This window comes from Nocardia sp. CY15 (assembly GCF_009829295.1).
GTDB lineage: Bacteria > Actinomycetota > Actinomycetes > Mycobacteriales > Mycobacteriaceae > Nocardia > Nocardia sputi.
In genome coordinates this window covers 107,834-130,192 of the sequence record NZ_VUOT01000006.1, presented here as the reverse complement: position 1 = coordinate 130,192, position 22,359 = coordinate 107,834, and the positions used below count along the sequence as shown (strand labels likewise).

Here is a 22,359-nt window from a genome sequence, read left to right as displayed (position 1 = left end):
GGCACCTCCACAATCCGCGGGTCACCGTTCGCAGAAAGGTCAGCGACTGCATGACAGCCCGTAGTGTCCGGTGCTCCGGCAGGGTAGCGCGTAGCCGACGCTATAGCGTGCAGTTCTCACTACAATCAGTCCCATGACCGCAGCGTACGACTACGAAGACCTGCATCGCCTGGTCGATCGACTCACACCGGACCAGGCGCATGCGTTGCGGGCTGTCGCGTTGCAATTGGTCGTTGCCGACACCGCTGAGGGGGGCTCCGTCACCGAGCCTCCAGGCGAGCGGCGTCGACGCCTCTCGTTTGCCGGCATGATGCATGCTGAGCCAGATCTAGCGGTGAGATCGGAAGAGTTGCTCCGCGAGGAACGTGGTAGGCAAACCGAATGATCGTCTGCGACACAGGCCCGCTCGTCGCTGTGCTCAACAAGAACGACGCGGATCATCGACGCTGCCTTGATCTCCTCGAGACGCACCCCGGGCCCCTACTGGTCCCAGGTCCAGTTCTCGCAGAAGTTTGCTATTTTCTGGAGACCCGGGTCGGACCTGCGGCTGAGGCCAGATTCCTGGAATCTATAGCCGACGAGGAAATCGAACTCGTTGATCTCACCCGTGCCGATTTGCTGCGGATGGCCGAGTTGGTTCGAAAGTACGCCGACTTTCCGCTCGGTGCGATCGATGCCGCCGTCCTGGCAGTCGCCGAACGACTTGACGTGAACGAAGTAGCAACATCGGATCGCCGACACTTCAGCGCGGTCCGAACCAATCACCCGGTTCCGCTCCGACTGCTGCCTGACCGACCGACGCGGTCGGTGGCTTCGACGACCTGATTGACTGACACCCGTGTTCCATCTGATGTTCCACGAGCCGTGCATCCCGCCGAATACCGGCAACGCGATCCGGTTGGTGGCGGGGACCGGGTGTCATCTGCATCTGATCGAACCGTTGGGGTTCGAGCTGTCGGAGCCGAAGTTGCGCAGGGCCGGGTTGGACTACCACGATCTGGCGGCGGTGACGGTGCACGCGAATCTGGCGGCGGCGTGGGAGGCGTTGCGCCCGGAGCGGGTTTTCGCGTTCACCACCCAAGCCACCACCCGGTTCACGGACGTGTCCTACCGCGAGAACGACGTGCTGCTGTTCGGCACCGAGCCCACCGGCCTGCCCGCGGAGGTGCTGGCGGACCCGCGCATCACCGAGCGGTTGCGTATACCGATGCTCCCCGGCCGCCGCTCCATGAACCTCTCCAACGCGGCCGCGGTGACCGTCTACGAAGCATGGCGCCAACTCGGCTTCCCCGGCGGCGTCTGATCATCTGCCGTGCCCAGGCATTCGCAGGCTCGCAGCGGGTGGGTCGTCAGGGACCGTCGATCTCGAAGCGCTTGAAGCGGGAGGTCGCCCCCGCTGTCAGGCGGACGGCGGACTTGGGGACTCCGTAATACTCGGCGAGCAGCTCGATGGCCGCCTTGTTGGCTTTACCCTCGACGGCGGGCGCCCGCACGTACAGTTGCAGGCTGCCGTCGTCGAGGGTTTCCACCAGCGGGCCTTTACGGCTGTTCGGCTTGATCGTCGCCCTTACCACCGTGGGCACGCTTGCCTCCTGCGCTGGTTTCCGCGTCTTGGGGGGATGCGGCGCTGCTTGCGGGCTCCGCGAGAGCCGGTGCGGATTCTTCCCTGCTCGAAGCGGGCTTACGACGCCGCACCAGCCGCGCGATGCCCCACACCACGGCGACCGCCACCGCGAGGAAGCCGAGCCAGGGAATCGCTTTGCCGCTGAACACGACCGCGTCCTGCAACCAGTTCACCAAGGAGTGCCAACCGGAGACGATGCCGTCCCAGAAACTGTCGGGATCGTCGTCGGACTTGTTGTGCTCGCTGGTGATCTCGATGGTCAGCGTGGACAGGGCGACCTGGTCGTCGAGCCGCCGCTTCTGCGCGGTGAGGCTGTCCAGCTCGCCTTGGCGGCTGGACAGCGCCTGCTCGGCGGCGATCAGGTCGGAGGTGGTGGTGGCGCCCGCGATGAGCGCTCGCAGCCGCTCGACCGAGGTTTGCAGCGCCTTGATCCTGGCGTCCAGGTCCTCCCACTGCATGGTGACGTCGTCGCGGTTGGTGGTGACCCGGGTGACCTGCCCGACGCCGCCGAGGTCGGCGATGAACGCGTCGGTCTTGTCCGCGGGCATCCGGACGACGAGCGTGGCGCTGGGCTCGGTGTCGTCGGTGCCGGGCTGCTCGGTACGGCTGTCGACCCGGCCGCCCGCCGCACGCACCCGGTCGATGATCGTGCCGGCCGCGGCGACCGGAGCGTCGGCGGTGATCTCGACGGTGCCGGTGATCACCTCCTTGCGCGCGGACATCGGTTCACCGCCGGAGTTGTCCCGCTTCGGCGGCGCCAGCTCGTGGACCCCGGGAGGCACGATCGCGGGGGCGGGCCCGGTGACTATCGCCGACGACCGATCCGGGGCGGGCGTCGCGTCCTCGTCACCGCAGCCGGCGAGCAGAATCAACCCCAGCACGCCGACGCACAGCACAGCAAGCTTCCTCATGCCTGGCACAGTAGCCCTTTTCGCTGCGCGGACAGCCCCGCATGAGCATTTCCTAGAACGCTTCTAACACTTCTCTAAAGCACTGGCTCAACGGAAGTCGCGCGACTTGGATGTCATCCGCAGATCCATCCGCTGCAGATGTTCGGCGACCACGCTGACCACGCCCTCGGCATTCTGCACCCGGCCGCGGATGAGCAGGGCGGCAGCGCCTTGGGCGAGGCGGCGGTAACGGCGCCACAGCCCCAGCGAGCAGACGATGTTCACCATGCCGGTCTCGTCTTCCAAGTTGAGGAAGGTGACGCCTTCCGCGGTGGCCGGACGCTGCCGGTGCGTCACAGCGCCGCCCACCAGTACCCGGGAACCGTCGGGCACGTCGAGCAGGCGCTCGGCTGGTACGACGCCGAGAGCGTCCAGCTTCGGGCGCAGAAACTGCGTCGGATAACTGCCCGGCGAGACGCCCGTGGCCCAGACGTCGGCGGCGGCCATCTCCAGATCGCTCATGCCGGGCAGGGCGGGCGCGGTGGTGACCGCGCCGGTACCGGGCAACCGGTCCGGACGCTCGCCGGCGGCGGCGCCCGCCGCCCAGAGCGCTTCACGTCGGGTGATGCCGAGGCTGCCGAGCGCGCCCGCCGTGGCGAGCGATTCCGCTTGGGCGACAGTGAGTTCCACCCGACCGGTCAGGTCGAGGAACGATGTGTAGGGTCGCTCGCCCCTGGCGGTGACGATGCGCTCGGCGAGGTCGTCGCCGATCTGGCGGACCGCGGCGAGACCGAGGCGCACCTCGGCGCCGTCCGCCTCGAGGGTGGGTTCGGCGCGGCTGGCGTTGACATCGGGACCGTGCACCGCGACCCCGTGCCTGCGGGCGTCGGCGACAAGTGACTGCGGTGAGTAGAAACCCATCGGCTGGGCGCGCAGCAGACCCGCGCAGAAGGCGGCGGGATGATGCAGTTTGAACCAGGACGAGTAGTACACGAGCGCGGCGAAACTCTGCGAATGACTCTCCGGGAAACCGAAATTCGCGAAGGCGTAGAGCTTCTCGTAGATGCGGTCGGCGACCGCGCCGGTGATGCCGTGGCACTCGCGCATGCCTTGATAGAGCCGCGACTTCAGGCGCTCCATTCGTTCGGTAGAGCGCTTCGACCCCATGGCGCGGCGCAGTTGATCGGCCTCGACGGCGGTGAATCCGGCGACATCGACGGCCATCTGCATGAGCTGCTCCTGGAACAGCGGCACGCCGAGCGTGCGTTCCAGCGAATTCTTCAGCGCCGGATGGTCGTAGACGATGTCTTCCACGCCGTTGCGCCTGCGGATGTAGGGATGCACCGACCCGCCCTGGATCGGGCCTGGCCGGATCAGCGCCACCTCGACCACCAGGTCGTAGAAGCTGCGCGGTTTCAGCCGGGGCAGGGTGGCCATCTGCGCGCGCGACTCGACTTGGAAGACGCCGACCGAGTCCGCGCGCGAGAGCATCTCGTAGACCTCGGGTTCGGCCAGGTCGAGCGCGTGCAGCTCGACGGTCTCGCCTTTGTGCTCGCGCACCAGGTCGATCATGTAGTGCAGCGCGGAGAGCATGCCGAGCCCGAGCATGTCGAACTTCACCAGATCGATGGCCGCGCAATCGTCCTTGTCCCACTGCAGGACGCTGCGGCCGGGCATCCGCGCCCATTCCACCGGGCAGACGTCGGCGATCGGCCGGTCGCAGATCACCATGCCGCCGGAGTGGATGCCGAGATGTCTGGGCAGCCCCTCGATGTCGGCGGCCAGTTCCAGCACCTCGGCGGGGATGTCGGTGTTCGTCTCGGCGCCCACACCTGTCCAGCGGCTCACCTGTTTGCTCCACGCGTCCTGCTGACCGGGCGAAAAACCCAGCGCCCGTGCGGCGTCGCGCACCGCGGACTTGCCGCGATAGGTGATCACGTTGGCCACCTGCGCGGCGTACTCGCGGCCGTACTTGCGGTAGACGTGCTGGATCGCCTCTTCCCGTCGGTCGGATTCGATATCGACATCGATATCCGGCGGACCGTCGCGCTCCGGGGAGAGAAAGCGCTCGAACAGCAACTGGTTGCGCACCGGGTCGACATTGGTGATGCCGATCGCGTAGCAGACCGCGGAGTTGGCCGCCGAACCGCGGCCCTGGCACAGGATGTCGCTGTCTTTGCAGAAGCTGACGATGTCGTGCACCACCAGGAAGTAGCCGGGGAATTCCAGCTTGCCGATCACCGCGAGCTCGTGCTCGATCTGCCGGTAGGCCTCCGGGTTCCGCTCGGGGGCGCCGTAGCGCGCCGCGGCGCCCGCCATGGTGAGTTCACGCAGCCAGGACTGCTCGTCGTGTCCGGCGGGCACGTCGAAGGGCGGCAGGTGCGGAGCGATCAGCTTCAGGTCGAAGGCGCATTCGCGGGCCAGGGTCACCGCGTTCGCCACCGCCTGCGGGCAGTCCGCGAACAACCGCGCCATTTCCGCTCCGGACCGCAGGTGCGCGCCGCCCGCCGGGGCCAGCCAGCCCGCTGTCTCGTCCAGGCTCTGCCTGGCCCGGATCGCCGCGAGCGCCATGGCTCGGCGGCGCTGGCCCGGTGCGGCGAAATGCGCTCCGGTGGTGGCGAGCACGGGCAGCCCGAGGCGATCGGCCAAAGCGATGAGGTGGGCGTTGCGCTCGTCGTCCTCCGGGATGCCGTGGTGGGTGAGTTCCACGCTCACCCGGTCGGCGCCGAAGCGGTCGGTCAGCTCGCGCAGCGCGGCTTCCGCGCGCTCGAGCCGGGTGCTGCCGGTGCGCAAGTCGAGTTCGAGCGCTCGGCGTAGGTGTCCCTTCCGGCATCCGGTCAGGATGTGCCAGTGCCCCTCGGCCGCCGCGGTGAGCGTATCGAGGTCGTAGCGCAGGATGCCTTTCTCTCCCGCGGCCATGTGCGCGGCGGCGATCTCGCGGGAGAGCCTGCGATAACCCTCTTGGCCGCGGGCCAGCACCAGTAGGTGCGGCCCGGCCGGGTCCGGCGCGCCGGTGCGCGGTGCGGAGTCGCGGGCGGCGGCGTGCCCGCGTTCGGTGCCGGAAAGGCGCGGTTCGTCTGCCGTGCCGAGCGACAGTTCGGCTCCGAAGACCGTGGGCATCCCCCATTCCTTGGCCGCCTCCGCGAAACGGACGGTGCCGTAGAAGCCGTCGTGGTCGGTGAGCGCGATCGCCGCCAAGCCGAGCCGCACCGCCTCCTCCACCAGCTCCTCCGGATGGCTCGCCCCGTCCAGGAAGCTGTAGGCCGAATGCGCGTGCAACTCCGCGTACGGAACCGGCGATTCCTCGGCGCGGCGCACCGGCTCGGGACGGTACTCCCCGCGCTTGCGCGACCACGCCGGGCTGTCGCCGCCGTCGCCCGGATACATCGCGTCGGGACTCGTCCGCCCGGACAGCACCCGCTCCATCTCCGCCCAGCTGGGCGGACCGTTGCCCCAGCCCACAACCCACCTCCTCACCTCGAACATACATTCGAAGAATGGCGATGTACAGGCAGGTCAGCGCGCCGGGAGAGGTTCGACGGAACCGGCGGCCAAGGCGTCCTCGACGCCGCGCAGGCGAGCTCGGATGAGCGCGCCGTAGGCATCAGAGGCCAGGACGTCGAGATGTCCGCGCGCGATGGCCAACTGCATTCCGGCCACTTCGAACTCGCCGACCCGGCGATGACTGTCGGCCAGGTTCAGATAGAGCGCCGGCAGGAAGCCGCGCAGACCTTCGTCCAGCGGCACGCCGGGCCCGAACACCGCGGCCAGCGCGCGCTGATCCCAGCGCAGCGCCTCGGCGGCCTCCTCCTGGAGGTCGGCGAGATGATGGGCGATCACGCAGCGGTGCAGGGCATCCGCGCGTTCGCCGAGTTCGTCCCAGAGCTTTTCCAACGCCCGTCGCCCCGCCGCGGGGTCGACGCCACCGAGCCGCACCGCGGCAAACACCTCCGCCATCCGATCGTCCGACATGCCGCTGAGTATCGCACATATGTTCGAACGTTTCGACCGTTGTTCGATACGTTTCGCCCCGGGAAAATTCCCGCGCGCGTGGGGTTCTCCGGAACCAGCGGCGTCGTTGCGGGCGGCGATTTCAGGTGGTGCTCGGGCGCCGCGACGGCGCCATGCTCGCGGCGAGCAGGGCTGTGAGCAGGATGAGCGCCATGAAGACCTGTCCGTGCAGGCCGAGGACGAAAAGGGTGCGGTCGGCGAACTCGGGATCGTGGGTCGCGGTATCGGGGAACAAGAGCGCGCCGATCATGCCGAGCCACGGTGTAGCCACAACCGCGGCGGCGCACAGCAGCCGGCCGCGCGGATCCAGGCCCGGCCGCAGGGTGAGCGTCAGGCCGATCACGCCGAGGAGCACCGTCATCACCATGTACTGGGCGTCGTGGAACTTCGCGTGCGGCGGCCAGCCGGGATTGAAGGCGTGCTGTGCGGCCAGATCGGGGATGACCAGGTCCGCGAGTACCGCGCTGACCATCGTGATCACCGCGACGGCGGCGATCACCCATTCGGGGAAGGGGCATCGAGCGGGCCTTTCGTCTCTCAGGTAACGGGGGTGCCGCGTTTCTCGCGCAGACTCAGATCGTCCAGGTGTAAGCGGGGGTGATCGAGCGACCCAAGAGCGCGCTGGGCAGCAGCGGTAGAGCGGTGTCGCGCAGCGTTGCCAGCGCTGGTGATGTCCAGTGCGCCGGAGCGCCGACCCGGCGGGAGAGCCGGGTGATCCTCTGAGTGCGCGGCCTGCGGAGGCGGTCGTATTCCGCCAGCCCCGCGTCCACGCCGAGGGTGTCCACGGCCCCGGCGAGCGTGACCGCGTCCTCGAGTGCCTGGCACGCACCCTGCCCCAGGTTGGGAGCCATGGCGTGCGCGGCATCACCGAGAATCGCGACCCGCCCGCGGACGTACGTGCGCAGCTTCGGCAGTTCATGGGTGTCGTGCTGCAGAACGGCATCCGTGGGCGCGGCGTCGAGCAGAGCCGGAATGGGGTCGTGCCAGCCCGCCAACAGTGCGCGGAGCCGATCCAGGCCCGCGCGCGATCCAGCCGGAGCGTTGGCCATCACATAGCAGTAGACGCGGCCGTCCGGCATCGGCACGTACCCGAATCGTTCGCCTCTGCCCCATGTTTCGACACTTCCCTCGACCGGATGAGGTGCGGTGAGCAGGCGCCAGGTGGTGTATCCGACGTAGCGCGGTCCGGGCGCCTGCGGCCAGACCGACCGCCGGGTCACGCTGTGCACACCGTCGGCGCCGATCACGAGATCCGCGGTGGCGGTGCCGTGGTCGTGGTGGACCGTGCCGTCGGGCAGCACCTGCCGCACGGTCGTTCCCGGCCGCAGCACGTGCGCGGGCACGGCCGCGCGCAGGATGTCCACCAGTGCGGCGCGGTGGAGGATCGCCCACGAGCCGAAGCGCCGTTCGAGGTCATCGACGTCGTTGCGGATCAGCCAAGCCCCGTTCGCACTGCGGATGCCCAGCGGTGGGCCGGCCCGTCGGCCGGTGCGCAGCCGATCACCGAGGCCGAGCGCGTCGAGGGCACGCACCCCGTTGGGCTGGATCGACAGCCCCGCACCGATTTCGGTGAACTCCTGCGCGCGCTCGAATACCTCGACCTGCCAGCCACGCCGGTGCAACGCCACGGCCGCGGCCAGCCCGCCGATACCGCCGCCCACCACGAGCGCCTTCATCGCCGCCCCTTCCGATCGCGGGCCGCCCCACCGCCATCGCACAGACGAGCGGACCTGGACTGCCGCCACCACACCGCCGTCGTGACCAGCACCACGGCCGGGAACACCCACCACCAACGATCCACGCCAACTCCTAGAGATTCTAAATCTTTTAGAGCCATTAGACAATCAAAGAGTGTCTAAGCTGTCAACAGGCGTGCTGGATCGAAAGAAGGGCGAGGATGTCGACACGAACCGGCGGCAGGCGCGAGCGGATGCGCAAGGCCACCTTGGAAGAAATCCACGACGCGGTGCGCAAACTCCTGGTCGAGCAGGGGTCGGCGGCCGTGACCATCAACGCGGTCGCCAGACAGGTCGGGATGAGCGGGCCGTCTCTCTATCACTACTACTCCAGCCATGACGCGCTGGTCGGGGCGGTGACCGCGGACCTCTTCGATGAGCTGGCCGCCACGATGGAACAGGTCCGGGACGCTCACGCCGACGCACCGATCGGCGAGCGCATTCTGGCGGTCTGCCGCGCCATGCGCGCTTGGGCGATCACTCACCCGGCCGAGTTCGGCTGGATCTTCGCCGCCCCGATCGCACCGCCGAACCGGCAACCGGATTCCGAACGCCACCGAGCGGGGCAACGGTTCGAGCGGGTGCTACTGGATCTGACGATCGAACTGTGGCAGACGCACCCTTTCCCGGTGCCCGATCCGGCCGAACTGCCCCCGTCCTTACACGAGCAGCTCATCGCCTATTCGGCCGCTATCGAGGAAAAGCTGCCACCTGAGGCCGCGCACGTGTTCCTGTCCTGCTGGATCCGGTTGTACGGGCTGCTGTGCATGGAGGTCCTGCACCAGCTGGACTTCGCGTACTCCGATCTCGAACCCGTCTACGAGGAATGCCTACGCGACCTGACCAGCATCCTGGGCCTGGCGCTTCCCGAGCGACCATCCGCATAACCGTCCCCGGATCACCCCGGCTTGCGGAACACAGCTCGCACTTCACAGGCCGACGATCACGTTCCTCGACAGCGGGGCCAGCCGAGGACGACGAAGCGATCCGCCCGGTCTCAGTGATCGCACTGGCACAACAGGTGAGCAGGCCCCGACTGTGACGAGGAGCACTTGGCACCCAACTTACCTCGGAGTAAGTTCTTGCCTACCAGACCTGCGAAGGAGCAGCGATGACCGACGCATCCGCCGACCCCGCCCGGCGCCGCGACCGCGACCTCACCGGGCGACACGTCCTCATCACCGGAGCGTCCTCCGGCATCGGCCGGGCAGCGGCGATGGCGATCGCGAGCAAGGGCGCCATTGTGTTCCTGCTCGCCCGCCGCGGTGACGAACTCGCCTCCGTGGTCGAGGAGATCAGGTCAGCGGGCGGCTCGGCCTACGGGTATTCCTGCGACGTCACCGATTCCGATTCGGTGGACCACGTGATCGAGACCGTCCTGGACGAGCACGGCCACGTGGACATGCTGGTGAACAATGCGGGCCGCTCGATCCGCCGCGCCATCCACCGCTCCACCGACCGGCTGCACGACTTCGAACGCACCATGGCCGTCAACTACTTCGGCGCGCTGCGGCTGACCCTGGCCCTGCTGCCGCAGATGCGGGAACGCAAGTTCGGGCACATCGTCAACATCAGCAGCGCCGGCGTGCAGGTGGCCACGCCGCGATTCTCCGCGTATCTGGCCAGCAAGGCGGCGCTGGACAAGTTCACCGAGGTCGCGGCCGTCGAGACCATGGCCGACGGCGTCACGTTCACCACCATCCACATGCCGCTGGTGCGCACGCCGATGATCGCCCCGAGCGGCGATCAGGGCCCCGCCGAGTCTCCCGAGTGGGCCGCCGCTACCGTCGTGCGCGCGCTGACCGAACGGCCCAAACGTATCGATGTGCCGCTGGGCACCATCGCCGAATACGGCGCGCTGCTCACTCCGAAGATCCGCGACCGCATTCTGCACCGCTATTACCGCGCCCTGCCCGACTCCCCCGCGGCCAAGGGCGAGCAGACCGCGTCCGGCGACGAGCCGGCCGAACCCGCCGCCACGCTCACCCGGCCCCGGCCTCGGTCGACCGCCCGCCGCGTCACGGGGACAGCACTGCGGCGCGCTGCCCGGTGGGTGCCCGGGACGCATTGGTGAACTCGGCTGTCCGGACGCTCCCGTCCTGGGTGGCGGTGCCCGGCAGCTGAACGTCGACCGCGCGGCCCCTGCTCAGCCCGCCAGGAAGGGCCGGACGGCGGCGGCGAACTCCCAGTAGCGGTCGCGATGGATGCTGTGCCCGCAAGCGAACGTGGTCACCGTGCAGTTCCGCAGGGCGGCTCGCAGGGCGGTGAGCTTATCCGGATCCACCATGCCGCCCGGCCCGCCGCACAACACCAGGGTCGGCGCGGTGATGTCGGAGAGCCGGTCCCACCACTCCGGGTTCGGCTTGCGGAACTGCTCCAACGCGGTCTTCGTCATGGAGCGGTCGAACGCGATCACCGCGCGCGGGTGCCGGACCAGACTCGAGGTGGCGTGCCACAGTTCGGGCATTCTGGGGAAGCGACGGGTCAGGCGCAATTCCTCGGCGCCGGATTGCAGCGGGAGCGGACACTCCTCGATGACCAGCCTGCGCACCAGCTCCGGCCGGTCCTGCGCGACGCGCGAGACCGCGTAGCCGCCGAGCGAATGCCCGACCAGATCCACCGCGGGCAACTCCAGATGGTCGCAGAGGCGCAGCAGATCTTCACCGAAGTCGTCGAAGCGATAGGAATCGGCGTGTGAGCTACGGCCGTGTCCGCGGAGATCCGGGATGAGCACTCGGCGTCCGGATTGCACCAGGACACGCGCGAACCGGTCCCACGTATGCCCGTCGCCGCCCATGCCGTGCACCAGCATCACGGGGATGTCGCTGACCGCGCCCACTCCCGAATCCCGAAAGGCGATCCGCACATCTCCGAATGCCACCTGGTCCAGCGTCGAATCCACGACCAACGAGGATACTGGCCGTCATGCGCTCGCCTGCACGGTGTAGCGCGGATCACTCCCCGGCAAAAACATGGTGGGGGAAGTGCTTCCGAGCACCGATGTCACGGCACCCAAGGTGACAACGGTGTTTCGCAGCTCGGTAAATGCCTGGCGTGGGTGCGAGCCCGCAACGATACTCGGCCGCATGCCCTCCTTCGCCGATTTCGACCGCCGTGACTACCGCACCGTCGACGTCGCCACCGGGTACGACGGGTGGGCGCCCACCTACGAGCAGACGGTTCTGGACGAGATGGATCTCGCTTTGCTCGGACGATTGCACCTCGACCTCGGCCGGGTGCGGCGCGCGGCCGACCTCGGCTGCGGCACCGGGCGCACCGGAACGTGGTTGCGGGGCCACGGGATAACGCACATCGACGGGGTGGACGTGAGCCAGGGGATGCTGACGCTGGCCGCCGAACGCGACGTCCACACCACGCTGACCCTCGCCGACGTGCGGTCCACCGGTCTGCCGGAAGGCGCCTACGACCTGGTGATCGCGTCGCTGATCGACGAACACCTACCGGAGTTGGCGCCGTTCTACGCGGAGGCGTGGCGGCTGGCCGCACCGGGCGCGCGGTGTGTACTGGTCAGCTACCACCCCCAATTCATCATGGTGTCCGGCATGCCGACGCACTACACCGATCCTTCCGGCGAACCGGTGGCGATCAGCACCCACTTGCACTTGATCAGCGAGCACCTGTCGGCAGGCTTGGCCGCCGGATGGGTCCTCACCGAGGTCGCCGAGGCACTGGTGGATGACGCGTTCGTGGCCCGGAAGCCGAAATGGGCCGCCCTGCGCGGACATCCGTTCACCATGGCGACGGTGTGGTCGCGTCCGGCGTGAACTCGCTGCCGTCCACCCACTGCGCCGTCAGTCGTAAAGCCCCTCGGCGCGCCAGGTTCGGTCGTGGTAGACCAGCAGCAGCACTCGACCGGCGTCGGGGGCGGCGTCGAGTTGGACCTGTGCGCGAGCGGTGAATTCCGCGTCGTCCGAATCGGGCGCCCACCAGCGTTCGTCCACCGGCCACGGTCCCGCCCAGGCGGTCAGCCGCCACTGTTTGCTTCCCCAGCGCAGCAGGACGGGGTCGGCGTCGAACATGGCGCGGTCGGTGACTTCGACGAGCGTGCCGTCGGCGGCTTCCAACCGCACCAGCGGACGGTTCAGCAGGATCACGGCGGGGGCGGGCTCGGGCAGCCGGCCCGGCCAGGGCTGCGCGGGGTCGGCCGCGGGGACGAGTTCGTCGCCGAGCGCGACCATGGTGATTCGTTCGGCGGGGCCGCGTCCGCCGCTGAGCACGCCGATCCGCACCGCTTCCCCGCCCAGCAGCCCCTGCACCCGGATCAGCGCGCGGCGGGCGCGCTCGTCCTCCTCCCCGGCCCCGCCCCACAACCCGAGTTGGAGCGCGCCCGCCGTGACCACCTCGACGGGTTCCAGCCGCAGCACCGTGATCGGCGCGGTGGGCCGCGCACCGTCCCGCCGGGTGAGCCAGCCGTCGAGCTGCCAGCGCACCCGATCCGCCGTGCCCTCCGGAGTGAGCGGCTCGGCGCATCGCCAGATCCGGGAGAGATGCTCTCCCGCCGCGGTTTCCGCGTGCACCGAAAGCCTGGTGCAGGCCAGCCCGGCAGCCGCGAGCGCGGCGTGCAGCCGGGTGGCGAGCAGGCGACCCGCGAATGCGGCCGCGTCGACCCGCTCGATCGGCGGATCACAGCGGTACTCCACCACCAGCTCCGGCGGTGGCTGCCGCGCGGACGGCGGACGCTCCGGCTCGGCCCTGGCGCAGCGATGCGCGAGCACGGCGTCGGTCCCGAACCGGGAGGCGACCTCCGCGGCGGAAAGCGCGGCGAAGTCACCGATGCGGCGCAAACCCAAGCGGTGCAACAGATCGACGAGGTCGGCGCGTTCCGGGGCGGCCAGGCTCGGCTCGACCGCGAGTTCTCCCACCGGCAGCGGTGCGAGAAAACGCGCTCCCGCCCCCGTGGGCACGATCTCGGCGCGCCGGGCGGCGATCACCGCCGTGGACAGCTCGTCGGCGATCCCGATCTGCGCTTCCGCCCCGGCCACGGCCACGGCGTCGACCAGGCGCTCGGCCGCCGTCTCCTCGGATCCGAAGAACCGCGCCGCACCGCGCGCGCCGAGCACGAGCAACCCGGGGCGCAGCACTTCCACGCCGGGCATCGCCGCGGCCACGGCCGCGACCACCGGTTCGAACAGTCGCGCGTCCCGATCCTGATCCTGCTGGGTGAGGAACAGGTCGGGGCATCGTGCTTGCGCCTCTCTGCGCTTCAAGCCGCGGCGCACGCCTTCGGCTCGCGCGATCGCCGAACACGCCACCACCCGGTTGGCGAACAACACCGCCACCGGCCGCGTGGCGGACAGTCCCGCTGTCGCCGCCGCGGCGACCGCGGGCCAGTCCGGGCACCACACAGCGAGCACCCGCTTCGACCCAGGCCGGATCACGGCGCCGCGCTGCATTCGTCCCCTGCCGCTCGCGGTCCACGACGACCGGCGAGTCCTCGATGACGCACGAGCTCGGCGAAGGCGCTCGAAGCATCGGGCCGGCGTTCGAGATCCTCCGCCGCGTTCACGAGACCGCTTCCGCTGTCTCGATGGCTTCGACGGTCCGGGCCGCCTTCTCGCGCAGCACCCATTCCACGCGCCCCGCCTTCGGGCACAGATCCAGCCGTCCGCGCCGCGGCGGTCCCGACTTGCCCCGCACCTCGACCGTCAAGCCGAGCGAGCGCAAGCGTCCGCGCCCGCGGCCGAGACCGGCATAACCCGCGATGCGGGCGTCGAGCCGGAGGGACGCGCCGGGCCAGCGGCCGTCGGCGACCACGAGGGTGGCGCCTTTGCTGCGGGCGCGGGCGGCGAGCACCCGGCTGCGGGCGGGCGCGACGGCGCCGCCGCCGAGCCCGAGCACGACCAGATCGAGCCCGTCGAGCAATACCGCGGCAACCTCCACCGGGTCCGGGCCGGGATCGGCGATCACGGCCAGCCGCCGCAACTGCGCCCCCATCTCCACCGCGGCGAGCAGACCGAGCCGGGGCATACCCACGACAGCGGCATGCCCTCCATCCGCCGTCACGGCGGCGAGCAAACCGGCCAGCAGCGAACTCGCCCCCGTGTACGCCACGACAGAACCCTTGGCCAAGCCACCATCGGGCAACAGCGGAGCGAGCGCTGCGGGCACCGGCAATGCCGCTCCGCTCGATCCGGCGCCGAGCGGAGCCCGCTGCGCCGCCGCTTCCCCGCGCCCCGGCACCGCGGCCATGCGTCTGCGCAGATCGGCTAACGAGGGGGCGCCCTCCCGCCCACCACCGCGCGGCAGCGCGCCCCGATTCACCCCTCCCTGCGATATCGCATCCGAACCCATCACAACCACCTACTTCCCACGATGGACCCGAGGCGAAGCATGCGGAGCGGCCCTCGCGATTCGAGCGGCAGCACCGATCCAGCTATCGATCGATATCGAATATACGTTCGATACGGACTCAGTAGAAACCGACCCCCAGGTTTCGTCAAGGGCTCGGCAGGTTCGTGTCGTGGCAACGGGCGCGCGACACCGGCATCGAACGGAAACGGCCCCGGTCCGCTCGACTGGGCACCAGCACGCGGAGCCGACGCCGTGCCGCAGCTCGTCCCCAGCCGACGACGATGCCGGGTGACGTGATTCTCGATGCGACCGATGGGGGGCGAACCCGGCGTGATCCCGGCTACCCCAGCCCGGCCTCGGTTCATCGGTATGGTGTGGGAGAGGCATTCGAACCGAGGGTCCGACCGGCGGGCGCCGCTTACGGCCGTGCCCTCTGTCTTTCCCATGCGCGAAGCCGAATGAGGCCAGCTAGCCCCATTTTCCGCTACCCTCGCACCGTGACCGAACGCGCTCGTCCCACTGTCGGCCCTCAATACCTCGTCGCGGGCCGTTACCGCCTCCAATCGAAGGTGGGCGGCGGCGGCATGGGCGCGGTCTGGTTGGCGCACGACCGGCTGCTCGACCGGGACGTCGCGATCAAGCAGGTTCTCACCACGGCCGGACTCGACGAGGAAGAAGCCGAAGCGGTCCGCAACCAGATCATGCACGAGGGCCGGGTCGCCGCGAAGCTCTCGCACGACCACGCGATCGCCGTGTACGACGTGGTGCTCGAGGCCGGTGAGCCCTGGCTGGTGATGGAGCACCTACCCTCGCGCAGCGTCGCGAAGGCGCTCGCGCTGGTCGACACGCTGCCGCCGATCGAGGTCGCGCAGATCGGCGCCCAGGTCGCCGACGCGCTGGCCGCCGCGCACGCCGTCGGCATCGTGCACCGGGATATCAAACCGGGCAACATCCTTGTCGCCGATCGCGGGCCCGGCGTGGGTATGGCGAAGCTCAGCGACTTCGGCATCTCCCGCGGCGCGGGCGATCTGTCCGACGAACCGGACGGCGTGATCACCGGCACCCCCTCCTACCTGCCCCCCGAGGTGGCGCGCGGAGCGCAGCCGACGAAAGCCAGCGACGTGTTCTCCCTGGGCGCCACGCTCTACACCGCGATCGAAGGGCAGCCGCCGTACGGTTTCGACGAGGACAGCGACGTCATCGTGCACCGCGCCGCCATGGCGCAGATCATCCCGCCGACCCGCAGCGGCGTGCTCACCCAGGCGCTGCTGCACATGATGGAGCCCGCGCCCCAGCGCCGCCCGACCATGGCCGAGGCGCGGGACGAGATCCTCACCGCCGCTTTCGGTCCCGGCACCGGGCCGTACATTCTCGGCGCGCCCGTCCGCACCGAGGACGGGACCATTCCGCCTTGGGCCGCACGTAATTCGGCGTCGGGGATCCGCAGCCCCCACTCCACGCCGCTTCCCCGTCCGCACCGCAATCCCGCCGGGGCGACCGCGGCCGCGGCCCCTCAGCGCGCCAGGGATCCCCAGCCGGCCAACGCCCCGCTGGCCATCGCCGTCGGCCTCCTGATCGGCCTGGTCATCATCATCGCGATCATCGTCGCCGTCCTCTGAGGCCCGCCCGAGGCCTGCCTCGCATTCGGCCCGCCGGATACGAAGAGCCGCAACGGCATCGGGTGCGGGTCAGTCGATGCGGCGGCGGTGGGCCCAGCGAGTCAGGGCGTTGCGATTGGACTGCTGGGTTTTGCGCAGCACGTTGGAGGCGTGGGTTTCCACGGTCTTGACGGAGATGAAGAGGGATTCGGCGATCTCGCGGTAGGTGTAGCCGCGGGCGAGCAGGCGCAGCACCTCCAGCTCGCGCGGGGTCAGCGAGTCGAGTTCGGGGTCCAGCGGTGGTTCGGGCACCGGAGACTTCCCGGTGAACGAGTCCAGGACGAAGCCGGCCAGGCGTGGACTGAAGACCGCGTCGCCACCGGCCACCCGGCGGATGCCGTCGGCCAGTTCGGATCCCGAAATCGTCTTGGTCACATACCCTCTGGCCCCGGCACGGATCACCGCGATCACGTCCTCGGCCGCGTCGGACACGCTCAGCGCCAGGCACACCGGCCCGGGCTCGATACCGGCCAGCACCGCGACCCCGCCGCCGTCGGGCATGTGCACGTCGAGCAGGACGACGTCCGGGCGCTCGGCATTGATTCCGGCCACCGCCTCCGCCACCCCGCCGGCCTCTCCGACCACCTCCATGTCCGCCTCCCGGCTCAATTCGGCACGCACACCCGACCGAAAAACGGCGTGATCATCCACGAGAAAGACCCGCACGGTCACCTACTTCTCCTAACCGACCCTTGACCCCCCACCCGTACCACACCCATCCCCCCACGCGCTCCTCGCGGACCACGCCGGGTCCACGCCCACTCCGCGCACCCGCGAAAAACCACCGTGGCCGCGAGAAACGGACGGCTAGCGCGCGGTGCCGGCGGCTCGAGCCGGTTCCTCGTCCGGCGCGGGGCAGCCGGAGTCGGTACGCGGCATGCTGATCCTGACCTCGGTGCCGCGGCCGGGCGCCGACCGGATCTCCACCTGCCCGCCGCGGCGCTCGATCCGTCCGCGGATGGATTTGGCCAGGCCCCGGCGGTCTTCCGGCACGGAAGCGAGGTCGAAGCCCACGCCGCGGTCCCGGACGAAGACGCTCACCTGGTGCGGCTCGGCCTCGGCGAACAGGTCGATCTCCGGAACGCCCGCGTGCTTCGCGGCATTGACCAGCGCTTCCCTGCTCGCGCCGAGCAGGGCGGTGAAGTGTTCCTTCGGCAGACCCGCCCCGGAGCCGTCGATGTCCATGGACACGTCGCCGACGGTCACCGGCGTCACCTTCACGCCGTGCTGGTCCTCCACCTCGCCCGCGATGGTCCGCAGGGCCGCGGCCAGGCTCGACTGCGCCGGACCGGAATCCTCGAACAACCATTTCCGCAGTTCCCGCTCCTGGCTGCGTGCCAGCCGCAGCACCTCCTGCGGGTCGTCGGCTTGGCGCTGGATGAGCGCGAGCGTCTGGAGCACCGAATCGTGCAGGTGCGAGGCGATCTCCTCGCGTTCCTCGTTGCGGATGCGGGCGGCGCGCTCGGTGTTCAGCGCGCGCATCATGCGCAGCCACAGCGGGACCGTCAGCAGTCCCGCGCCTACCAGCGTGACCGCCACCGCGAGCAGCGCCGAGCCGAGCGAACTCAGATCGATCCGCGCCAGCACCACCACGCCGAGACCGGCCACGATCAACGTCGCTCCGGCGACGATGCGCGACCAGGTCACCACCGACGGCCGCGCGGGCAGACCGAGCAGCGAACGAGGCCCGTCGACGTCGTACTCCCGCCACACCAGCGCCGCGCCGACCGCGACCACGATGATCGGCGCGATCACCTTCGCCGCCGTCCCGCTGAACACCCACGACACGGCGACCGCGAGCCCGAGCCCGAGCATCGCGAGACCGATGGCCTGCCGCCGCTCCGCACCGGAGGGTTTCACCTGGTCCGAGCCGCCGGACGTGAAGATCCACAACAGCCCGTACGCGGCGATGCCCGCCCCGGCAAGGGCGGACAGCAGCACGAACGCCATCCGCACCTTGAACACGTCGACGCCCAGATGGTCGGCCACACCGCCCGCCACCCCGCCGACGACCCGGCCGCCCGATCGGCGGACCATCCGCACCTGCGGCGGCCCGGGGATCGGCGCGGGCGCGGGTCCCAGCCCACGGGCAGCGTCGAACCCCCGAGTGTCGAACGCGGGAACAGACGGGTACATGTCTTCGATACTGGCACGATTCCGCGGCCACCAGCATGGGGATTCACCCTGATCTTGCCGGCTGCACAGCCGAATGATTGCTCCAGCGGTCGATCGGTCCAAAGTGTTCAGGCTGATTTTCAGGGTTCCCCCCGATGCGCCGATACGCGGCTCGGGCACACCATGAAATACATGACGAAAACGAACATCGGCGACCAGGTCCAGCAGATATGGCAGACCCGGCCGGTCCGGTTGCCGCGGCAGGGACCGGTCGCGGGCGTGGCGGCGGGGTTCGCGCGGCGCTACGAGATCGACCCGGTGCTGGTTCGCGTCGCGTTCGTGGTGTCGACGATATTCGGCGGCGCGGGCATCGTGCTCTACCTGCTGGCCTGGCTGCTGCTGAGCGCGTCGGGCGACCAGGCATCGGCGGCGGAGTCGCTGGTCGGCAAGGGCCACAGCTCGCAATCGCAGACCAAGACCATCGTGCTGATCGTGGCGCTGGCCATCGCGGTCAGCACGATGGGCCCGGTCGGCGTCGGTCTCGGCGGATCGGGCCTGATCAGCCTCGCCCTGATGCTGGCGGGCTGGTGGATGCTGCACCTGCGCACGCCCAACCCGCCGCCCGGAACCACGGAAGTGTTCGGCGGATTCGCCCCGGACAGTGGACTCACCGCCACCGGCTACCCAGGCGCGGTCTTCCCGCCGGGAGCCACCCGGACCGTCGGAGATTTCTATATGCCGCCGACCACCATGTACACGCCGTACACCAAGCTGCCGGATTCCTACGTCCCCGAGACGCCGGTTCGAGTCGCGGAGGATGCCCGCACGGTGCCGCTGGACAAGCCCGCCCCCGGCCAGCAGGGCGAACCCACGACCGTAGCGCTGGACAAGGCGGCGGCGCCGTCGGGCGAGTCCGGATCGACTCCGCCCGACGAAGGCGGAACCGCATCGAATGCGCCCGTCGACAGCCGAGTAGCTTCGATCGGCGACAAGGCCGAATCCGGCAACGGCGACGAGGCAGGACGGCACCCGTCCGGCAGCGTCCACGCGGGACCGGCCACGTCCATCGAGAAGACCTCACCGGCCGACCACACCGTCTCGTTCGGTAAAGACGGCGCCGGCACCTCGACGCACGGGAGTCGGCCTACTTCGGCCACGAACCGGCCCGCAGCCGTCCACCCCGCGATCATCGGCGGCCAGACCCCGCCGTCGTGGGATCCGCTGGGCGTGGCTCCCCTCGCTTGGGACCTCCCGGAACCCGCGCCTGTCCGCACCGTCGTCGCGCCGCCACCGAAACGCCCCCGCTCCCGCCTGACTCCGGTGGTGCTCGGCCTGGCCATCCTGGCGGCAGCAGGTGCGGGCGCGGCAGCGGCCTCCGGCGTGGAGTGGATGACTCCCGGCCGGATCGGTGCGGCGGCGCTGGCGGTGATCGGTCTCGGACTGGTGCTCGGCGCGTTCCTGCGGCGCGGGTACGGCTTGCTGGTACTCACCGCGCCGCTGGCCGGGTTCGTGCTGCTGGCCTCCGCGGTCGGCCCGATCGAGTTCGACCAGAGCGCGATGGGTGAGCACACCTGGGCGCCCGCCTCCCTCGCCGAGTTGGCCTCGAACTACAAAGTGACCATGGGCTCCGGCACGCTGGACCTGCGTTCGGTGAAGCTGACCGAGAGCCGCACCGTGGACCTCGATGTGCGGATGGGCGAAGCCCGCGTGCTGCTGCCCGCGGACATGACCGTCCGCACGCGCTGCGCGGTGTCCATGGCCGAGGCCGTCTGCGCCGAAGGCATCAGCGGTCCGAACGCCCCCGGTGCGCCGGTGCTCGATCTGAACGTCGACGTCCGCGCCGGAAACGTGGAGGTGCAGCGTGGCTGAGACCGAGAAGAAAAACACGACCGAATCCCGCGGCCCCGCGGCCTCACTGCTCATCGCGGGCCTGCTGTCCCTCGCGGTCAGCGTGTGGGCTTTCGCCGGACCCGCGTCCTGGCCGGCGGCCAGCATGATCCCGATCGGCTGGATCGTCGTGCTCGCCGCGATCGTCATCGGCATCGCGCTGGTGATCTCCCCGCGCAAACGACCGTGATCATGCCGAACGGCCCGTCGATACCGACGGGCCGTTCTCTTCTCGCACACTCCCCCTTCGTCGTCCGACAGGAGAATCCCGCGTGAATGCCGATGAACCCGATGACCGGGCTCCCTCCCCCGCTGGAATCACACCGCCGGATCCCCGCCCGCACCGCGTCACCACCCATGGCACGCTCCTCGGGCACCTGATCCTGCACAGCACCTTCCAGCGCCCCCGCTGAATTCGCACACTTACCCGCGCGGAGCCGACGTCAAGGCAGCCGGAGGATCACTCCCACTCGATGGTGCCCGGCGGCTTGCTGGTCACGTCCAGGACCACGCGGTTGACCTCCGCCACCTCGTTGGTGATGCGGGTGGAGATGCGTTCGAGCACCTCGTAGGGCAGCCGGGTCCAGTCGGCGGTCATGGCGTCCTCGCTGGAGACCGGGCGCAGCACGATCGGGTGGCCGTAGGTGCGGCCGTCGCCCTGGACGCCGACGCTGCGGACCTCCGCGAGCAGCACGACGGGGCACTGCCAGATCTGCCGGTCCAGACCGGCCGCGGTCAACTCCTCGCGGGCGATGGCGTCGGCCTGGCGCAGCGTCTCCAGCCGGTCCGCGGTGACATCGCCGACGATCCGGATGGCGAGACCGGGACCCGGGAAGGGTTGCCGGGCGACGATCTCCTCCGGCAGACCGAGTTCGCGGCCCACCGCGCGGACCTCGTCCTTGAACAGCAATCGCAGCGGTTCGACGAGTTCGAACTCCAGGTCGTCGGGCAGACCGCCGACGTTGTGATGGCTCTTGATGTTCGCGGTGCCGCTGCCGCCGCCGGACTCCACGACGTCCGGGTAGAGCGTGCCCTGCACCAGGAACTCGACCTTCGGCGTCACACCGTCGGCCGCGCCGTGCTCGAGCACAACCTCGCCCACCGCGTCCTCGAAGGACCGGATGAATTCCCGGCCGATGATCTTGCGCTTCTCCTCCGGATCCGTCACCCCCTTCAACTCGCCGAGGAACTTGTCCACCGCGTCGACGGTCACCAGCTTGGCCCCGGTCGCGGCGACGAAATCCTGCTGCACCTGCTCGCGCTCGCCCGCCCGCAGCAGGCCGTGGTCGACGAACACACAGGTCAGCCGGTCGCCGATGGCGCGCTGCACCAGTGCGGCGGCGACGGCGCTGTCCACCCCACCGGACAACCCGCAGATCGCGTGCCCGTCACCGATCTGCTCGCGCACCGAGGCGACCAGCGAATCGGCGATGTTCGCCGGGGTCCAGGTGGAGGGAATGCCGGCGAGCTCGTGCAGGAACCGGCTCAGCACCTGCTGCCCGTGCGGCGAATGCAGCACCTCCGGGTGGTACTGCACACCGGCCAGGCGGCGCGCGCGGTCCTCGAAGGCGGCGACCGGAGCGCCCGCGGTGGTGCCGGTGACCTCGAAGCCCTCCGGCGCGTCGGTGACCGCGTCGCCGTGGCTCATCCACACCGGCTGAATGGTGGGCAGGCCGCCGTGCAGCAAACCGCCGTCGATATTGAGCTCGGTGCGCCCGTACTCACGCGTCCCGGTATGCGAGACCGTGCCGCCCAGCGCCTGAGCCATCGCCTGGAAGCCGTAGCAGATGCCGAAGACCGGCAGCCCCAGATCGAACAACCGCGGATCCAGCTGTGGCGCGCCCTCGGCGTACACGCTGGCCGGGCCGCCGGAGAGGATCACAGCGAGCGGCTGCTTCGCGGCGATCTCCTCCACCGTCGCGGTGTGCGGAACCACCTCGGAGAACACGCTCGACTCGCGCACCCGCCGTGCGATCAGTTGGGCGTACTGTGCTCCGAAGTCGACGACGAGGACCGGTCTCTGGGTTTGTGCCACCCAACCAGTTTAGTGAGCCTCGAAACGAGCGAATCATCGGCACAGCAGCCTGTGCAGGGGGCGAGCCGGGCCGCCCGAATCGTCACGCGCG

The 22,359-nt window shown here is 69.7% G+C and carries 22 protein-coding genes; 10 read left to right on the top strand and 12 right to left on the bottom strand.

Annotated elements, in window-relative coordinates; all coding sequences use genetic code 11:
- Positions 1 to 133 precede the first annotated feature (133 nt).
- Genes GVY39_RS10485 through GVY39_RS10475 form a run of 3 tightly spaced genes read left to right on the top strand, consistent with a single transcriptional unit; the run spans position 134 to position 1,303 of the window.
- The gene (locus tag GVY39_RS10485) at positions 134 to 385 is read left to right on the top strand and encodes a hypothetical protein (RefSeq protein WP_159923057.1); all 252 of its coding nucleotides are present in this window, start codon (positions 134 to 136) and stop codon (positions 383 to 385) included.
- Positions 382 to 825: a type II toxin-antitoxin system VapC family toxin gene (locus tag GVY39_RS10480; protein ID WP_159923055.1), complete on the top strand. Its 444-nt coding sequence runs from the start codon at positions 382 to 384 to the stop codon at positions 823 to 825. Before GVY39_RS10485 ends, GVY39_RS10480 begins: the two co-directional genes overlap by 4 nt.
- A gap of 13 nt (positions 826 to 838) precedes the next feature.
- A complete protein-coding gene (locus GVY39_RS10475; protein WP_159923053.1) occupies positions 839 to 1,303 on the top strand; it encodes a tRNA (cytidine(34)-2'-O)-methyltransferase in 465 nt (154 codons plus the stop codon).
- A 46-nt stretch (positions 1,304 to 1,349) separates the two neighbouring features.
- On the opposite strand, the gene GVY39_RS10470 is transcribed toward GVY39_RS10475, so the two are convergent.
- The 6 genes from GVY39_RS10470 to GVY39_RS10445 all read right to left on the bottom strand — a co-directional run bounded on the left by GVY39_RS10470 (position 1,350) and on the right by GVY39_RS10445 (position 8,201).
- Positions 1,350 to 1,583, bottom strand: a complete 234-nt coding sequence (locus tag GVY39_RS10470) for a DUF167 domain-containing protein (RefSeq protein ID WP_159923051.1) — start codon at positions 1,581 to 1,583, stop codon at positions 1,350 to 1,352.
- Positions 1,540 to 2,535 carry a DUF4349 domain-containing protein gene (locus GVY39_RS10465; protein ID WP_159923049.1) on the bottom strand — a complete coding sequence of 332 codons (996 nt, stop codon included), beginning with the start codon at positions 2,533 to 2,535 and terminating at the stop codon, positions 1,540 to 1,542. The genes GVY39_RS10470 and GVY39_RS10465 overlap by 44 nt, the downstream gene beginning before the upstream one ends.
- Before the next feature lie 87 nt (positions 2,536 to 2,622).
- Entirely contained in the window at positions 2,623 to 5,976 is a 3,354-nt protein-coding gene (locus tag GVY39_RS10460) for an error-prone DNA polymerase (RefSeq protein ID WP_201295197.1), read from the bottom strand.
- Between the two features lie 54 nt (positions 5,977 to 6,030).
- On the bottom strand, positions 6,031 to 6,486 hold the full coding sequence (locus GVY39_RS10455; protein ID WP_159923045.1) for a hypothetical protein: 456 nt from the start codon (positions 6,484 to 6,486) through the stop codon (positions 6,031 to 6,033).
- A 121-nt stretch (positions 6,487 to 6,607) separates the two neighbouring features.
- A complete protein-coding gene (locus tag GVY39_RS10450) occupies positions 6,608 to 7,024 on the bottom strand; it encodes a DUF6640 family protein (protein ID WP_236565389.1) in 417 nt (138 codons plus the stop codon).
- Between the two features lie 73 nt (positions 7,025 to 7,097).
- Positions 7,098 to 8,201 (bottom strand): FAD-dependent monooxygenase, encoded by a 1,104-nt coding sequence (locus GVY39_RS10445; protein ID WP_159923043.1) that lies wholly within the window; start codon positions 8,199 to 8,201, stop codon positions 7,098 to 7,100.
- 221 nt (positions 8,202 to 8,422) lie between these two features.
- On the opposite strand from GVY39_RS10445, the gene GVY39_RS10440 reads away from it, so the two are divergent.
- Both GVY39_RS10440 and GVY39_RS10435 read left to right on the top strand, forming a co-directional pair.
- On the top strand, positions 8,423 to 9,148 hold the full coding sequence (locus GVY39_RS10440; protein ID WP_159923041.1) for a TetR/AcrR family transcriptional regulator: 726 nt from the start codon (positions 8,423 to 8,425) through the stop codon (positions 9,146 to 9,148).
- Between the two features lie 224 nt (positions 9,149 to 9,372).
- Entirely contained in the window at positions 9,373 to 10,335 is a 963-nt protein-coding gene (locus GVY39_RS10435) for an SDR family NAD(P)-dependent oxidoreductase (protein WP_159923039.1), read from the top strand.
- Positions 10,336 to 10,407: 72 nt separating this feature from the next.
- On the opposite strand, the gene GVY39_RS10430 is transcribed toward GVY39_RS10435, so the two are convergent.
- Positions 10,408 to 11,163: an alpha/beta fold hydrolase gene (locus tag GVY39_RS10430; protein WP_195071235.1), complete on the bottom strand. Its 756-nt coding sequence runs from the start codon at positions 11,161 to 11,163 to the stop codon at positions 10,408 to 10,410.
- A 184-nt stretch (positions 11,164 to 11,347) separates the two neighbouring features.
- Between GVY39_RS10430 and GVY39_RS10425 the strand changes: the two genes are divergently transcribed.
- Positions 11,348 to 12,046 (top strand): class I SAM-dependent methyltransferase, encoded by a 699-nt coding sequence (locus GVY39_RS10425; RefSeq protein WP_159923037.1) that lies wholly within the window; start codon positions 11,348 to 11,350, stop codon positions 12,044 to 12,046.
- Positions 12,047 to 12,073: 27 nt separating this feature from the next.
- Here the strand turns inward: GVY39_RS10425 and GVY39_RS10420 are convergent, their stop codons facing one another.
- Entirely contained in the window at positions 12,074 to 13,675 is a 1,602-nt protein-coding gene (locus GVY39_RS10420) for a DNA polymerase Y family protein (protein ID WP_159923035.1), read from the bottom strand.
- Between the two features lie 109 nt (positions 13,676 to 13,784).
- Entirely contained in the window at positions 13,785 to 14,573 is a 789-nt protein-coding gene (locus GVY39_RS10415; RefSeq protein WP_159923033.1) for a hypothetical protein, read from the bottom strand.
- 497 nt (positions 14,574 to 15,070) lie between these two features.
- Between GVY39_RS10415 and GVY39_RS10410 the strand changes: the two genes are divergently transcribed.
- Positions 15,071 to 16,192: a serine/threonine-protein kinase gene (locus GVY39_RS10410; protein ID WP_159923031.1), complete on the top strand. Its 1,122-nt coding sequence runs from the start codon at positions 15,071 to 15,073 to the stop codon at positions 16,190 to 16,192.
- A 69-nt stretch (positions 16,193 to 16,261) separates the two neighbouring features.
- Here the strand turns inward: GVY39_RS10410 and GVY39_RS10405 are convergent, their stop codons facing one another.
- Together GVY39_RS10405 and GVY39_RS10400 are read right to left on the bottom strand one after the other, a co-directional pair.
- The gene (locus GVY39_RS10405; RefSeq protein ID WP_159923196.1) at positions 16,262 to 16,897 is read right to left on the bottom strand and encodes a response regulator transcription factor; all 636 of its coding nucleotides are present in this window, start codon (positions 16,895 to 16,897) and stop codon (positions 16,262 to 16,264) included.
- Between the two features lie 141 nt (positions 16,898 to 17,038).
- Positions 17,039 to 18,367 (bottom strand): ATP-binding protein, encoded by a 1,329-nt coding sequence (locus GVY39_RS10400; protein ID WP_159923029.1) that lies wholly within the window; start codon positions 18,365 to 18,367, stop codon positions 17,039 to 17,041.
- Positions 18,368 to 18,529: 162 nt separating this feature from the next.
- Between GVY39_RS10400 and GVY39_RS10395 the strand changes: the two genes are divergently transcribed.
- The 3 genes from GVY39_RS10395 (at position 18,530) to GVY39_RS10385 (ending at position 20,646) form a co-directional block, all read left to right on the top strand.
- Positions 18,530 to 20,215: a PspC domain-containing protein gene (locus tag GVY39_RS10395; RefSeq protein WP_159923027.1), complete on the top strand. Its 1,686-nt coding sequence runs from the start codon at positions 18,530 to 18,532 to the stop codon at positions 20,213 to 20,215.
- Positions 20,208 to 20,423, top strand: a complete 216-nt coding sequence (locus GVY39_RS10390; RefSeq protein ID WP_159923025.1) for a hypothetical protein — start codon at positions 20,208 to 20,210, stop codon at positions 20,421 to 20,423. Before GVY39_RS10395 ends, GVY39_RS10390 begins: the two co-directional genes overlap by 8 nt.
- Positions 20,424 to 20,505: 82 nt before the next feature.
- The gene (locus GVY39_RS10385) at positions 20,506 to 20,646 is read left to right on the top strand and encodes a hypothetical protein (protein ID WP_159923023.1); all 141 of its coding nucleotides are present in this window, start codon (positions 20,506 to 20,508) and stop codon (positions 20,644 to 20,646) included.
- A 47-nt stretch (positions 20,647 to 20,693) separates the two neighbouring features.
- Here GVY39_RS10385 and guaA read toward each other — a convergent pair whose 3' ends face one another.
- A complete protein-coding gene (gene guaA, locus GVY39_RS10380) occupies positions 20,694 to 22,268 on the bottom strand; it encodes a glutamine-hydrolyzing GMP synthase (protein ID WP_159923021.1) in 1,575 nt (524 codons plus the stop codon).
- Positions 22,269 to 22,359 lie beyond the last annotated feature (91 nt).

What these genes read in the sequence shown, in the direction of transcription:
- GVY39_RS10440 (WP_159923041.1), top strand. Translation starts at nt 8,423, where the DNA reads ATGTCGACACGAACCGGCGGCAGGCGCGAGCGGATGCGCAAGGCCACC.
- GVY39_RS10485 (WP_159923057.1), top strand. Translation starts at nt 134, where the DNA reads ATGACCGCAGCGTACGACTACGAAGACCTGCATCGCCTGGTCGATCGA.
- GVY39_RS10425 (WP_159923037.1), top strand. Translation starts at nt 11,348, where the DNA reads ATGCCCTCCTTCGCCGATTTCGACCGCCGTGACTACCGCACCGTCGAC.
- GVY39_RS10395 (WP_159923027.1), top strand. Translation starts at nt 18,530, where the DNA reads ATGAAATACATGACGAAAACGAACATCGGCGACCAGGTCCAGCAGATA.
- GVY39_RS10415 (WP_159923033.1), bottom strand. Translation starts at nt 14,573, where the DNA reads ATGGGTTCGGATGCGATATCGCAGGGAGGGGTGAATCGGGGCGCGCTG.
- GVY39_RS10400 (WP_159923029.1), bottom strand. Translation starts at nt 18,367, where the DNA reads ATGTACCCGTCTGTTCCCGCGTTCGACACTCGGGGGTTCGACGCTGCC.
- GVY39_RS10465 (WP_159923049.1), bottom strand. Translation starts at nt 2,535, where the DNA reads ATGAGGAAGCTTGCTGTGCTGTGCGTCGGCGTGCTGGGGTTGATTCTG.
- GVY39_RS10435 (WP_159923039.1), top strand. Translation starts at nt 9,373, where the DNA reads ATGACCGACGCATCCGCCGACCCCGCCCGGCGCCGCGACCGCGACCTC.
- GVY39_RS10455 (WP_159923045.1), bottom strand. Translation starts at nt 6,486, where the DNA reads ATGTCGGACGATCGGATGGCGGAGGTGTTTGCCGCGGTGCGGCTCGGT.
- GVY39_RS10445 (WP_159923043.1), bottom strand. Translation starts at nt 8,201, where the DNA reads ATGAAGGCGCTCGTGGTGGGCGGCGGTATCGGCGGGCTGGCCGCGGCC.
- GVY39_RS10480 (WP_159923055.1), top strand. Translation starts at nt 382, where the DNA reads ATGATCGTCTGCGACACAGGCCCGCTCGTCGCTGTGCTCAACAAGAAC.
- GVY39_RS10420 (WP_159923035.1), bottom strand. Translation starts at nt 13,675, where the DNA reads ATGCAGCGCGGCGCCGTGATCCGGCCTGGGTCGAAGCGGGTGCTCGCT.